The 11917-nt window shown below is 64.5% G+C and carries 14 protein-coding genes and 1 pseudogene; 13 read left to right on the top strand and 2 right to left on the bottom strand.

Annotation, left to right across the window (positions count from 1 at the left end; genetic code table 11):
- The 5 genes and pseudogenes from QZY01_RS06400 to QZY01_RS06380 all read left to right on the top strand — a co-directional run.
- Window positions 1-244: pseudogene (locus tag QZY01_RS06400) on the top strand (phosphate acyltransferase); the annotation flags it as partial.
- 38 nt (window positions 245-282) lie between these two features.
- On the top strand, window positions 283-1110 hold the full coding sequence (gene fabI / locus QZY01_RS06395) for an enoyl-ACP reductase FabI (RefSeq protein ID WP_294534799.1): 828 nt from the start codon (window positions 283-285) through the stop codon (window positions 1108-1110).
- A 324-nt stretch (window positions 1111-1434) separates the two neighbouring features.
- On the top strand, window positions 1435-2301 hold the full coding sequence (locus tag QZY01_RS06390) for a 3-hydroxyacyl-CoA dehydrogenase NAD-binding domain-containing protein (RefSeq protein WP_294534795.1): 867 nt from the start codon (window positions 1435-1437) through the stop codon (window positions 2299-2301).
- A 108-nt stretch (window positions 2302-2409) separates the two neighbouring features.
- Window positions 2410-4629, top strand: coding sequence for an RNA degradosome polyphosphate kinase (locus tag QZY01_RS06385; protein WP_294534794.1), 2220 nt, complete (start codon window positions 2410-2412; stop codon window positions 4627-4629).
- Between the two features lie 205 nt (window positions 4630-4834).
- Window positions 4835-5371 carry a hypothetical protein gene (locus tag QZY01_RS06380; protein WP_294534791.1) on the top strand — a complete coding sequence of 179 codons (537 nt, stop codon included), beginning with the start codon at window positions 4835-4837 and terminating at the stop codon, window positions 5369-5371.
- A gap of 65 nt (window positions 5372-5436) precedes the next feature.
- On the opposite strand, the gene QZY01_RS06375 is transcribed toward QZY01_RS06380, so the two are convergent.
- The gene (locus QZY01_RS06375; RefSeq protein ID WP_294534789.1) at window positions 5437-6282 is read right to left on the bottom strand and encodes a CmcJ/NvfI family oxidoreductase; all 846 of its coding nucleotides are present in this window, start codon (window positions 6280-6282) and stop codon (window positions 5437-5439) included.
- 171 nt (window positions 6283-6453) lie between these two features.
- The gene (locus QZY01_RS06370; protein WP_294534786.1) at window positions 6454-7155 is read right to left on the bottom strand and encodes an SDR family NAD(P)-dependent oxidoreductase; all 702 of its coding nucleotides are present in this window, start codon (window positions 7153-7155) and stop codon (window positions 6454-6456) included.
- Between the two features lie 38 nt (window positions 7156-7193).
- Here QZY01_RS06370 and QZY01_RS06365 point away from each other — a divergent pair, with 38 nt between their 5' ends.
- The 8 genes from QZY01_RS06365 to QZY01_RS06330 all read left to right on the top strand — a co-directional run.
- Window positions 7194-7961 carry a DUF2285 domain-containing protein gene (locus QZY01_RS06365; RefSeq protein ID WP_294534784.1) on the top strand — a complete coding sequence of 256 codons (768 nt, stop codon included), beginning with the start codon at window positions 7194-7196 and terminating at the stop codon, window positions 7959-7961.
- 152 nt (window positions 7962-8113) lie between these two features.
- A complete protein-coding gene (locus QZY01_RS06360) occupies window positions 8114-8398 on the top strand; it encodes a helix-turn-helix domain-containing protein (RefSeq protein WP_174502335.1) in 285 nt (94 codons plus the stop codon).
- 20 nt (window positions 8399-8418) lie between these two features.
- A complete protein-coding gene (locus QZY01_RS06355) occupies window positions 8419-9603 on the top strand; it encodes a replication initiator protein A (protein WP_294534782.1) in 1185 nt (394 codons plus the stop codon).
- Window positions 9600-10238, top strand: coding sequence for a ParA family partition ATPase (parA, locus tag QZY01_RS06350; RefSeq protein WP_294534780.1), 639 nt, complete (start codon window positions 9600-9602; stop codon window positions 10236-10238). Before QZY01_RS06355 ends, parA begins: the two co-directional genes overlap by 4 nt.
- Entirely contained in the window at window positions 10235-10489 is a 255-nt protein-coding gene (locus tag QZY01_RS06345; protein ID WP_294534779.1) for a hypothetical protein, read from the top strand. The genes parA and QZY01_RS06345 overlap by 4 nt, the downstream gene beginning before the upstream one ends.
- Window positions 10486-11007, top strand: a complete 522-nt coding sequence (locus tag QZY01_RS06340; protein WP_294534778.1) for a DUF2840 domain-containing protein — start codon at window positions 10486-10488, stop codon at window positions 11005-11007. The genes QZY01_RS06345 and QZY01_RS06340 overlap by 4 nt, the downstream gene beginning before the upstream one ends.
- On the top strand, window positions 11004-11549 hold the full coding sequence (locus QZY01_RS06335) for a S26 family signal peptidase (protein WP_294534776.1): 546 nt from the start codon (window positions 11004-11006) through the stop codon (window positions 11547-11549). The genes QZY01_RS06340 and QZY01_RS06335 overlap by 4 nt, the downstream gene beginning before the upstream one ends.
- 35 nt (window positions 11550-11584) lie before the next feature.
- The coding region (locus QZY01_RS06330) for a DUF736 domain-containing protein (protein ID WP_294534774.1) at window positions 11585-11917 on the top strand (333 nt) is incomplete at its 3' end.

Below are 11917 nucleotides of genomic sequence, written 5' to 3'. Positions count from 1 at the left end.
TGTGCTGATCGCGCCCAATCTGGAATCGGGCAACATGCTGGCCAAGGAACTGACCTTCGTCGCCCATGCCGAGGCGGCGGGGCTGGTGGTGGGCGCGCTGGCGCCGGTGATTCTGACCAGCCGAGCCGACAACGACCGCGCGCGGCTTGCCTCATGCGCGCTGGCGACGCTCTACGATTACTGGCGGCGCAATGGCCGCGCCTTTACCGGGGCGCAAGACAAGGCGCTCACCGCGCCGACCTGAACGCCGGGCGCCGACCGAACCGGCAAGGAGAAGCAAAAATGGACGAAAAAGCCCTGAAGATCGATCCGCTGCCCAAAGTCTGGGATCCGGACCTGCGCATCGGCCAGATGCTGGAAGGCAAGCGCGGGCTTGTCGTCGGCGTCGCCAACGAACATTCCATCGCCTACGGCTGCGCCGTCAAGCTGCGCGCCTTCGGCGCCGAACTGGCGCTGACCTTCATCAACGAAAAGGGCAAGCGTTTCGTCGAACCGCTCGCCGAGCAGATCGAGGCAAGCCTGCTGCTGCCGCTCGACGTTGAGGAGCCGGGCGCGATGGAAAACGTGTTCAGGCGCATCGGAGAGGAATGGGGGCAGCTCGATTTCGTAATCCATTCGATCGCTTTCGCGCCGCGCGAAGACTTGCATGGCCGCGTCATCGATTGCTCGAAGGACGGCTTCCTGCAAGCAATGCGCGTCTCCTGCTATTCCTTCATCGAAATGGCGCGCCATGCAGAACCATTGATGAAGAACGGCGGCTCGCTTCTGACCATGAGTTATTACGGCGCCGACAAGGTGGTGAATCATTACAACGTCATGGGACCGGTCAAGTCGGCGCTGGAGGCGACGACGCGCTACCTCGCCGCCGAACTCGGCGAAAAGGGCATCCGCGTCTATGCGGTTTCGCCCGGCCCGCTGAAAACCCGCGCGGCGAGCGGCATCGCCGATTTCGACGAGTTGGTCGAGGCGGCGGTGAACCGCAGCCCGGCGCATCGTCTTGTCGATATCGCCGAAGTCGGCCGTGTGGTCGCCTTCCTGGTCGGCGGCGGCGCCTCTGGCATGACCGGCGATACGATCTATGTCGACGGCGGCCTGCACAACGTCGCCTGAGCGGCGCTTTGCTTAAGCTCGCGTCCTTAACAGCTCGTCTCAGGGAACGCGATTTGAACAAACAGCGCGCGGCCAGCCGGTCGCGCGTTTGGCTCGATGCGATTGCGAACTCCTTGGACGACAGCGGTATTCACCGAAGTGTCAAATAGCGCGGCTAGGTTCCCCGCCGGAAAAACTTCCGCCAACCGCCATGTTGCGGTATTCGCCAATGGTCGCTCGACCCGGCGCGACGCCGACCTTTGCAAGGCAAAGAGGAATCGCCGTTTTTGACGCCGTCCAGCCATGCCAGGGCGAGTCCGGGACAAATCCAGGCTGGAGAAGGAAATGGCAAGAGAAATTCGGCGCATCGGGGTTATCGGGGCGGGCACGATGGGCACTGGCATCGCCCAGGCTTTCGCGGCGTCAAGCTTTAGCGTGGTGCTTCGCGACATCGCACAACCCGCTCTCGACCATGGCGTCGCCACGGTGAAGAACAGCCTGGGTCGTCTGGTGGCGCGCGAAAAAATGACTCAAGATGACTCCGACGCAGCGCTCGCTCGCATCGCCGCCACCACGGCGATTGAGGAATTGCGCGATTGCGACGTTGTGGTCGAAGCCGTGCTGGAAAAATTCGAGGTCAAGAAGGCGGTCATCGCCGATCTGGAGCGCGTCTGCGGTCCCGAGACCATTTTCGCCTCCAATACCTCGTCGATTTCACTGACCAGGATCGCGGCGACGTCGCAGCATCCGGGCCGGGTGATCGGCATGCATTTCTTCAATCCGGTCCCGATGATGCAACTGGTCGAGGTCATCCGCGCGCTGCAAACCAGCGACGAGGTCTGCGCGGCTGTCGTCGCTCTGGTCGGGACCATCGGCAAGCAGGCGCGGGTTTCCCGCGACAGCTATGGTTTTGTGGTCAATCGCGTTCTTGTTCCGATGATCAATGAGGCAATCAACTGTGTCTACGAAAATGTCGCCAAGCCCGAAGACGTCGATTCGATGATGAAGCTCGGCGCCGCCCACCCGATGGGGCCGCTTTCGCTGGGAGACCTGATCGGCCTCGACATCGTCCTCAATGTCATGGAAACGCTCTACGAGGGTTTCAACGACCCGAAATTCCGTCCGAGCCCGCTGCTCAGGCAGATGTGCGACGCCGGCTATCTCGGGCGCAAGTCCGGTCGCGGCTTCTTCGAATACCCGGCCAAATCCTGAACGGATTCAGGTCCGAAGGCCCGATGCCGATGGATGAAATACGCTTCTCCTCCGGCGGAGGAGCGAAAGGCCGTAGCCCAACGTCTTCTGCAATCTGGAGCCTGCCCCATGTCGCTGAACCCACATTCCGAAATCGATACGAACCCTGCCGAACCGGGCCTGAATCCGCTTCTCGACGCGGTCCGGGCGCATGACCCGGCTCGGTTCTTGAACCGTGAATTATCCTGGCTCGAATTCAACCAGCGGGTTCTCGAAGAAGCCCTCAACCCGGCCAATCCGTTGATCGAGCGGGTGCGGTTTCTGTCGATCTCCGGCAATAATCTCGACGAATTCCTGATGGTCCGCGTCTCCGGCGTGATCGAACAGGTCGAAGGCGGCGTGACCACGCCGTCGATGGATGGATTGACGCCCGCCGAGCTTCTCCCCGCGCTGGCTTCGCGGGTCACGCAATTCACCGCCGACCAGCACGCCTGCTGGCGGCAATTGCGCCGCGAATTGGCGGCGCAGCAAATTTTCATCGTTGAACCGTCGGAAATGACCGGTGCCGATCTCGATGTCGTATCAGGCTATTTCGCCTCCCATATTTTCCCGGTGGTGACGCCGATCGCGGTCGATCCGGCCCATCCCTTTCCGTTCATCCCCAATCTCGAATTATCGATCGTCGCTGAGGTGGTCCGCCATGACGGGCATCGTTTCAACGCCATCCTGTCGATCCCCGGCCGGCTCAAGCGGTTCGCGGCCCTGCCGGCGCCAGCCGGCGCGGCGCGTTTCGCGCGCATCGAGGACGTGATCCAGCTCAGCGCCGACCGCCTGTTCCCCAATTGCCGGATCGAGGCCAAGGGCCTGTTTCGCGTGGTGCGCGACCTCGACATCGAATTCGCCGAAGAAACCGACAATATGGTCAAGGATTTCGAGGCGGCGATCAAGGAGCGCCAGCGCGGATCGGTGATTCGGCTCGAAGTCGCCGCCGGCACGCCCGATCGCCTGCGCGATTTCGTCAAGCGCGAACTCGGCGTCGAAGCCAATGAAGTCGTCGAGGAATCGGGTCTGCTGGCGCTGTCGCGGCTGTCGCAGCTCTGCTCGGTCGAGAGGCCAGACCTGAAATTCCCCGCCTTCCAGGCGCGCTTCCCCGAACGGGTCCGCGAATTCGACGGCGATGTCTTCGCCGCGATCCGCGACAAGGGTTTTGTCGTCCATCACCCCTATGAAACCTTCGACGTCGTGCTGCAATACCTCCAGCAGGCGGCCCGCGACCCGGCCGTGCTGGCGATCAAGCAGACCATCTACCGTACTTCCTCGGACAGTCCGATCATCAAGGCGCTGATCGAGGCGGCCGAAAACGGCAAATCCGTCACCGCCGTCGTCGAACTCAAGGCCCGTTTTGACGAGGAGGCCAATATTTTCTGGTCCCGCAAGATGGAGCGGGTCGGCGTCAAGGTCGTCTATGGCTTCGCCGATCTGAAGACTCACGCCAAATTGTCGATGGTCGTGCGCGAGGAAGCGGAGGGGCTGACGACCTATTGCCACATCGGCACCGGCAATTACCACCAAATCACCGCGCGCATCTATACCGATCTTTCGGTGTTCACCGCCCATCCGGCGATCGGCCGCGACGTCGCCGCCATTTTCAACTACATCACCGGCTATGGCGAGCCGCTGGAATTGGAGCGCATGGCGATTTCGCCGATTTCGGCCAAGCCTCGGCTGCTCGGTCTGATCGAAGCCGAGATCGCCCACGCCAGGGCCGGACGGCCCGCGGTGATCTGGGCGAAATGCAATTCGCTAGCCGATCCGCAGATTATGGACGCCTTTTACCGCGCCAGCGCCGCCGGCGTTCGCATCGAACTGGCGATCCGCGGCATTTGCTGCCTGCGACCTCAGGTTCCTGGGCTGTCGGAGAACATCCGCGTCAAATCGATCGTCGGACGCTATCTCGAACATTCGCGCATTTATGCTTTCGGCAATGGCCAGGGCCTGCCTAATCCGAATGCGCCGCTTTTCATTTCCTCGGCCGACCTGATGCCGCGCAATCTCGACCGTCGGGTGGAAACCTTGCTGCCGATCTTGCACACGACGCCGCATGCGCAGATTCTCGAACAGGTCCTGCTGGCCAATCTGCTCGACAATGTCCAGAGCTGGGAAATCCAGGCCGACGGAACCGGCAGGCGAATCGCGCCCGGCCCCGAGGAGGAAGCCTTTTCGGCGCAGAATTATTTCATGACCAATCCCAGCCTGTCGGGACGCGGCGCGGCGCTTGCCGAATCCCAGCCGCGCAAACTGGCTGAACTGGTCGCCCTCGCGCATTCGAAAGGACACGACGCCCTCTGAGCGTTACGCAAAGGTTGGAAGGGGCAAGGACTGAAGCCATCGGCGAAAGCGGACCGGGGATCTGGTCGCCCCTTGCGCGGGCGCGCGCGGCGGCCATATTCAAGTCAGACCCATGGGCCAAACTCCGAATCTGGGGTCGTAACGACGGAGCCTGAAGATCACCGAGAACCTTGCAACCCTCCGCTTCAGGCGGGCCCTGCTGACTTTGGCCGCCGTCCTGTTTCTGGTCGAGGCTTGGTTTTGGGACCAGGCCGTCGCGCTCGGTCATTGGATTGTCGGCCTCCTGCCCTGGCAGGCGTTCAAGGACGCCGTGGCGAGGCTGATCGACCGACTGCCGCCATATGGCGCGTTGTTGCTTTTCCTGATTCCGCTCGCGGTCATCGAGCCGCTCAAGATCGTGGCGCTCGACCAGATCGCACGCGGCCACTTTTTTTCCGGCGTCATGACTTTTGTGCTGCTGAAGTTCGTCGGGCTCGGACTCGTCGCCTTCGTCTTCGACCTCACGCGCGACAAGTTGCTCACCATAGGATGGTTCGCGCGCTTTTACGCATGGGTCGTGAAATGGCGCGACCGGGCGCACGACTTCATCGAACCTTACAAGGCGGCGGCCCGCGCGCTGGTCGCCGATGTCAAGGCGCGTCTCGGCGAACTTCGGCGCTCCCTCGGTTGGCCGGCCGGAAAGGGAGGTTTTCCTGAAATGCTGGCCCGCGTGAAGGCGCGGGTGCGCAAGTCACAAGGCTGAACGCCCGAGGCGGCCAGATTGCCGGAACGAGCGGCTCCGAACTTGAACTGCCTTGATCGCCTCCGTCAGTCGAAGAAGGCGATGGTGCGGAATTCGATGCTTTCGCGGGGCGGCGTTCCGGGCGGCGTGGTCGGATCGTCGAAAGCCGAGTGCGGCGCGAAACGCGCGACCGTTTCATCGGAGTCCCAGCATTTGAACAGGATGCATTCGTCTATGTCGAGATCGGGGATATATTGCCAGCGCTGCGCCGGATTATAGGCGAGCCCGTAGGTCTCGCCGCGACGGTGGCGGAAAATATGTTCGCAGGGCAGGAGGTCGGCGGGGTCGATGCTGCGGGCGTCGGCCAAAGCCAGCGGCCAATCCCGCGCCCGATGCCGGATCGGACGCCAGACGTTGACGATGGCGGCGCGGCGCGACAGCAAATCTTCGGCCTGCTCCCCCATGATCTCGCGCACGCGTTGCGGTCCGGACCAAACGGTCTGATCGACATGGACGCGGGCGACCGGCTGGCGCGGAGCGCCCGGCGAACGGTCTGGAACGCCGGTCCGGCGCCGCAACGTATGATCGAAGACCACGACGCGCGCCGCTCCCGTCGCCGCCTTGACGATCTCCGCCGCTTCGGGATGGCCCAGGGCCAGAGTCTGCGCCTCGTCCCAGAAGTCGCGGACCGCCGTAGGACGCCGGACTACGGCGTAGCCTTCCCGATTCAGTGAGAGACGCTCCTCCACGGGGCGCGCATTGGCGATCGCCACCCGGCGATCCCCGATCGCCACATTGGTGGGGGAAACGCCTTCGGGCGGCTCGAACGTGAAGAAATAATGCTTTTCCGCGCCGCGCTCCGCGAAGCCAAGGCTGGCGGATACCGTTTCGAGCTCTTCAGGCGCCTGCGCCGCCAGCAGCGATAAAGACATGGACCATCCTCCAGTTTCCGTCCAGCCGCCGAGAACGCTTCTCCTGAAGCGCGTTCGAACAACTTCCGCCCGACGAACGCGCTTCAGGCTTTTTGTTCTTGAACGTTTTCTTCACGCGGACCGACATCCCGTTCGCACGAAAACGCGAAGGCGCCCCGCGCTCGGCCGGGCTCAGAAATTTTCCACCCATGGGCGAAGCTCGATTTCCCAGCTCCATGCGCTCCGCGGCTGTCGCAGCACGCTGAGATAGGTCTGCGCGATCGCATCGGGGTCGAGCGTGCTGTCGGGGCGCCCAAGCGGATCGGGGCGGTCGGCGCTGCGAACGGCGCCGTCGATGATGAAATGCGCGACATGGACGCCTTGCGGCGCCAGTTCGCGCGCCGCACTTTGCGCGAGGCCGCGCAGGCCGAACTTGCCCATGGCGAAGCCGGACGAAAGCGCAAAACCCTTCACGCTGGCGGTGGCGCCGGTCAGCAATATGGCGCCGCGCCGGTTCGGCAGCATCCGCCTTGCCGCCTGTTGCACGACAAGAAAACCGCCGAAGGCGGAAACGTCAATGGCTTTGCGGACCTCCTGCGGATCGAGATCGACAATCGCGCCGCGCAGGCGGGAGCCCGCGTTGTACAGCACGACGTCGGGCGCGCCCAGGCTGGCGTCCACATCGCCGAACAGCCGCGCCACGCTTTCGGGCGAAGCGGCGTCGACTTCGAAGGCCCGACCTTCGATTTCAGCCACGAGCGCGTTGAGCTTGGCGACGTTGCGCGCCGCCAGCGCGACCTTGACGCCGCCGCCCGCGAGCGCCCTCGCGACCGACGCGCTGACGCCCTGGCCGGCGCCGACGATGAGCGCGGTAGCGTAAGGGAGGCCGCTCATCGACACGGTTCCGGGGCCTGGAATTGCGGGAATGCGCCGTGAAGCTTGGGCCGGATGGCGCGCAGGCCAACGGCGGACGGAGGGGAGCGGGAAATGAAGGCGGCCTGCGCCCCGTCGTCCGACATCATTCCTGCGTCGTAACCCTGACTACCGAAACGCCTACAAATCTGCACCAGCTCAAGCCGATGACGGGACCGATGGTCCCGGCCGGCGCTGGGGGTTGCGATTTCCTTGCCGATCCAAATCGGCGCGCTGATCAATCACCGGTTTTCTGGCGGTCCGAGGAACTGGCGACGGTCATCGTCCTGACGGCCGTACCCACCAGCGCTGCGACACCATCCGTTTCGTTAGCGGATTTTCCCAGCGACAGTGTGCGGCGCGATGCCGACGACGGCACGCACGTCATGATCACAGACGATGGGATCAATCATCAGCTCTGGCTGATTGATCCGCCCAGCGGCGCGATGCCCATGGCCGCGCTCATTCCTCTGGACGCCACGGCCCCACAGCGCGCCGACGCGGCGCTGCGCTTCTGGCGGTTCATTGCGCATGGGCGGCCCCGAACGCCGACCGCTCCCGTCCGTAAAGGTGAGCGTTTGATCGCGGCCTTGCGCGCCCTCGACGGGCGCCTGGCGGGCGCCAGTTACCGGGCCATCGCCGAAGCGCTGTTCGACCCGAGCCGCCTCGCCACGGAGCCATGGAAGACCGCATCCTTGCGCGACACGGTCATCCGGCTGGTGCGCACCGGCATCACCACGATGCGCGGCGACTATCGCAATCTCCTGGGTCCGCGCCGGCCCGATTGATCGGGCAAGGCCTGAGATCGCTGGTCCCGCAGGGGGTGGCGAATTCGGCACCCCCCATCTTCACCATCCCCCTACGCGGCAATTCTTCGCCACCGTGATCGCTGACGGCCGCCAATAACCGGCGGCCTTCCTCGACAACACGGAGGCCCCCGATGTCCGCAGCGATCCCCCAGCTCCCGCCACGCTATTTGCGCACGCCCGAAGCGGCGCGGTTCCTTGGCCTCTCCGGGCGGACGCTCGAAAAACACCGCACCTATGGCACGGGCCCGCGCTATTCGAAACTCGGCGGCCGGGTCGTCTACAACTTCGAAGATCTGCAGGCGTGGGTCGCGCGGGGCGCCAAGGCGTCGACCTCCGACCCTGGCGTGGGCGAGGTGCTTCCCGCCAAGCGCCACGCAGCGGTCTCGCCGGCTTATGCCGGCCAGACGCGCCGCTGACCTTCCCGGCAGCGCCCCTCATGTCGACGCGACATCGCACAGGATCGGAACGCGAGCATCTCGAACTGTTCCACGCACTCCCAGGCGACCTCGCGCCTCGCGACGCGCTGGACCTCATGGCTTATCCATTTTTCAGTCTCGCCAAATCCCACCGCTCGACACCGATCGACTTCCGTTCGGGCGACGTTGCAATCCGCGTCGAGGCCGTCCCCGAACATGGCATGGCCACGATCTGGGACGCCGACGTTCTGATCTGGGCTGCTTCTCAGATCGTCGAGGCGCGAGACGCGGGCTTGCGCACGTCGCGCCTGATGGCGGCGACGCCATACGAGATACTCAATTTCACCGGGCGCGGGACATCGCTGCGTGACTATCAGCGCCTCAAGGCGGCACTGGACCGGCTGCAATCGACCACGGTCGCGACATCGCTGCGCCAGCCGCCGCCGAATCCGCTGGCGCGGGTTCGGCCGGAAACAAGCAGCCCGCCAGAGGCGGGCGGGCGGCGGATGCACCGCTTCTCCTGGATCAATGAATGGACGGAACGCGCCGATGGCCACGGGCATCCTGGCGGCATCGAGCTCATCGTCCCCGACTGGTTCTACCGCGCCGTACTCGACGATGCGCTCGTCCTCACAATCGACCGCGCGTATTTCGACCTGACCGACGGCATGGAGCGCTGGCTTTACCGCATTGTGCGCAAGCACGGCGGCCGCCAGCGGAATGGTTGGCGATTCGACTTCCGCCATCTCCATCTGAAATCCGGCAGCCTGTCGCCGTTCAAGCGCTTTGCTTTCGAGCTTCGGGACATCATCCGCCGCCAGCCGCTGCCGGGCTACACTTTGTTCGTCGATGTCGAAATCGGCGGGCGAACACTGCTCGCCTTCGAGCCGGCAGCCTGTGGACAACCTGTGGATAGCGTCGTGCTATCGGGAACCGGCGCTATCGTGCCATCGGGAACCCGACCCTCGTGCTATCGGGAACCGGAATCGGGCGTAAGTCACGGACGAAAAAGCGACATTCGCGTCCTTAACTTAGAGTCTAACCAAGATTCTAACTCTTTAGCAGTTGGCGGCGGGAAAACTCGATCCGAACCGCGGCCTGCCGGGAAGGAAAAGGGGCGCTATCGGGACCGGGGAGAGCGCTCCCCGCTCCAAGCGGCGGCTTCGACGCGCCCGTTCGCAACCAAGTCCGGAGGCGGGTCGTGATCGTCGCCCTCCTCAACCAGAAAGGCGGCGTCGGCAAGACCACGCTGGCGCTTCATCTGGCGGGCCAATGGGCTAGCGAAGGCCGCCGCGTCACCCTCATCGATGCCGACCCGCAGGGCTCGGCGCTCGATTGGTCCGAGCAGCGGGCAAAGGAAGGTCTCCCGAGGCTGTTCGGGGTCGTTGGCCTCGCGCGTGACACGCTTCATCGCGAGGCGCCCGAGCTCGCCCGCGATGCCAACCACATCGTCATCGACGGGCCACCGCGTGTCGCCGGGCTGATGCGCTCGGCGCTGCTCGCCGCCGATCTCGTGCTCGTTCCCGCGCAGCCCTCGCCGTTCGACGGCTGGGCTTCGGGCGAGACGCTGAAGCTGATCGAAGAGGCGCGCATTTTCCGGCCGCAACTCGCCGCGCGTTTTGTCCTCAATCGGTGCGCCGCGCGCACCGTCATCGCGCGGGAGACCGCCGAATCGCTGGCCGATCACCAGCCGCAAGTCCTCAAGGTCATGATCGGACAGCGGGTCGCCTTCGCCGACAGCGCACGCACCGGTCGCCTTGTCGCCGACCTCGACGCGAACAGTCCGGCCGCGCGCGAGATCGCCGCGCTCGCCGCCGAGATCGCGAGGATCGGCCAATGACCGAGCGCCAATTGAAGCGCGGCTTTGCCTCCCGTCCCGGTGACGCCGAGAGCTGGATCAAGGCGCCGGATATGCCGGCCGGTGCTCCGGCGAAGGTCGATGCTTTCACCGCTCGGCTCACCATCGACGTCACGCCCGGCTTGCGCGGCCGCATCAAGGTCGCCGCCTTCCGGGGCGGCGTCACCGTCGCCGACATGCTGCGCGAGCTGCTGGCGCGCGAATTTCCCGAAGACTCTGGAGACGCATCATGACCGACAACACGCCGTCCGCCGCGCATCGGCAAGAGCCGCATGCCGGCCGCTTGTCCGACAGCCTCACGCGGGTCGAACTGACCTGGTGCGAGAAGAGGATCGAGAACTGGATACGCTTCGGCGATCACGTCGAAGAGAAAATTCTCGACCGTCGCCGCCGCACCCTCGGCTTTCGAAGCGGCGCCATCTTCGCATTCGTGCGTTGGTCTTCCAACGACTTCGGAACCGTCAGTTCGCGCATCGATATCGTGCGCGCCGTCGCCGCGCATGAATCCTATCAGACGCTTCCCTTCGTCCGTCCCGGCGGCGAAATCCTGCTGCACATCGATGGCTGGCCGAAGGTCGAGCGGGTGCTTCAGGCCATCGATGCCGTGGAAGCGATCGGCGTCGAACCGGGCGACATCGCTCCGGATCATTGGCGCCATGTCCACAGCCGCCTGACCGTCGGGCACGAACCGCGGCCCTATACGCGCGCGCAGCACGATGCGTGGCTGTTGCGCCGGAGGGCGCAGCCATGACCCGCTTCGGATGGGTCATGGCGACCTATTTTTCGGCGATGGCGAGCGTGGGCGCCGCATTCGTCAAGCCTGTGCCGAGGCTCATCTGGAACGCGAGCGCGAGCACCCCGATCGGCCTCTACGCTCTGCGGCCGCCGGGCGCGCTGAGCGTCACCGAACTTGTCGCCGTCATGCCACCGGAGCCCGTCGCGAGCTTCCTCGCCGATGGCGGCTACCTGCCGCGCGGCCTGCCCCTGATGAAACGTGTTCTGGCGCTGCCGGGACAGAGCGTCTGCCGGCATGGGCTCCATATCACCATCGACCGTGTCGATGTCGGCGATGCGCAAGCCCGCGACCGGCGCGGACGCGATCTCCCCAACTGGCAAGGCTGTCAGACCGTCGCCGTTGGGGACGTTTTTCTGATGAACCCCGGCGTCCTCGACAGTCTGGACGGCCGGTATTTCGGCCCGCTCCCCGCCAGTTCTGTCGTCGGCCGGGCGGTTCCTCTTTGGACCGACGAAGGAGACGACGGCCGCTTCGTGTGGCGTGCCGCGACGCACTGAGACCACCGCAACCCTGCAATGGAAAGGACGTTCCCATGGCTCACATCGGTAATTTCACCCGCACCCAAGACGGCTATTACGGCCGGCTCCGTACGGTCACGATCGACGTCGAACTCATCCTCGTTCCGGCCAATGCTGGTGACGGCGAGAACGCGCCGGACTTTCGGATTCACGCCGGCGACAGTGCCGATGGCCCCGAGGTTGGCGCCGCTTGGAAGCGTACCGGCGAGAAGGCCGGAGCGTATGTCTCGTTGCTGATCGACGATCCTGCCTTCACACAGCCGATCCGCGCGAATTTGTTCCAGGCTGAAGCAAAGGGATCGAGCTTCAATCTGCTCTGGAACCGCCCGGCGAAACGCGATGAGCGA

It is taken from the genome of uncultured Rhodoblastus sp. (genome assembly GCF_903903185.1).
Classification (GTDB): domain Bacteria; phylum Pseudomonadota; class Alphaproteobacteria; order Rhizobiales; family Beijerinckiaceae; genus Rhodoblastus.
Note: the sequence above shows the minus strand (reverse complement) of the source record. Positions and strands in the feature narration are given on the sequence as shown.

What these genes read in the sequence shown, in the direction of transcription:
- fabI (WP_294534799.1), top strand. Translation starts at nt 283, where the DNA reads ATGGACGAAAAAGCCCTGAAGATCGATCCGCTGCCCAAAGTCTGGGAT.
- QZY01_RS06385 (WP_294534794.1), top strand. Translation starts at nt 2,410, where the DNA reads ATGTCGCTGAACCCACATTCCGAAATCGATACGAACCCTGCCGAACCG.
- QZY01_RS06345 (WP_294534779.1), top strand. Translation starts at nt 10,235, where the DNA reads ATGACCGAGCGCCAATTGAAGCGCGGCTTTGCCTCCCGTCCCGGTGAC.
- QZY01_RS06375 (WP_294534789.1), bottom strand. Translation starts at nt 6,282, where the DNA reads ATGTCTTTATCGCTGCTGGCGGCGCAGGCGCCTGAAGAGCTCGAAACG.
- QZY01_RS06370 (WP_294534786.1), bottom strand. Translation starts at nt 7,155, where the DNA reads ATGAGCGGCCTCCCTTACGCTACCGCGCTCATCGTCGGCGCCGGCCAG.
- QZY01_RS06335 (WP_294534776.1), top strand. Translation starts at nt 11,004, where the DNA reads ATGACCCGCTTCGGATGGGTCATGGCGACCTATTTTTCGGCGATGGCG.
- QZY01_RS06340 (WP_294534778.1), top strand. Translation starts at nt 10,486, where the DNA reads ATGACCGACAACACGCCGTCCGCCGCGCATCGGCAAGAGCCGCATGCC.
- QZY01_RS06360 (WP_174502335.1), top strand. Translation starts at nt 8,114, where the DNA reads ATGTCCGCAGCGATCCCCCAGCTCCCGCCACGCTATTTGCGCACGCCC.
- QZY01_RS06355 (WP_294534782.1), top strand. Translation starts at nt 8,419, where the DNA reads ATGTCGACGCGACATCGCACAGGATCGGAACGCGAGCATCTCGAACTG.
- QZY01_RS06390 (WP_294534795.1), top strand. Translation starts at nt 1,435, where the DNA reads ATGGCAAGAGAAATTCGGCGCATCGGGGTTATCGGGGCGGGCACGATG.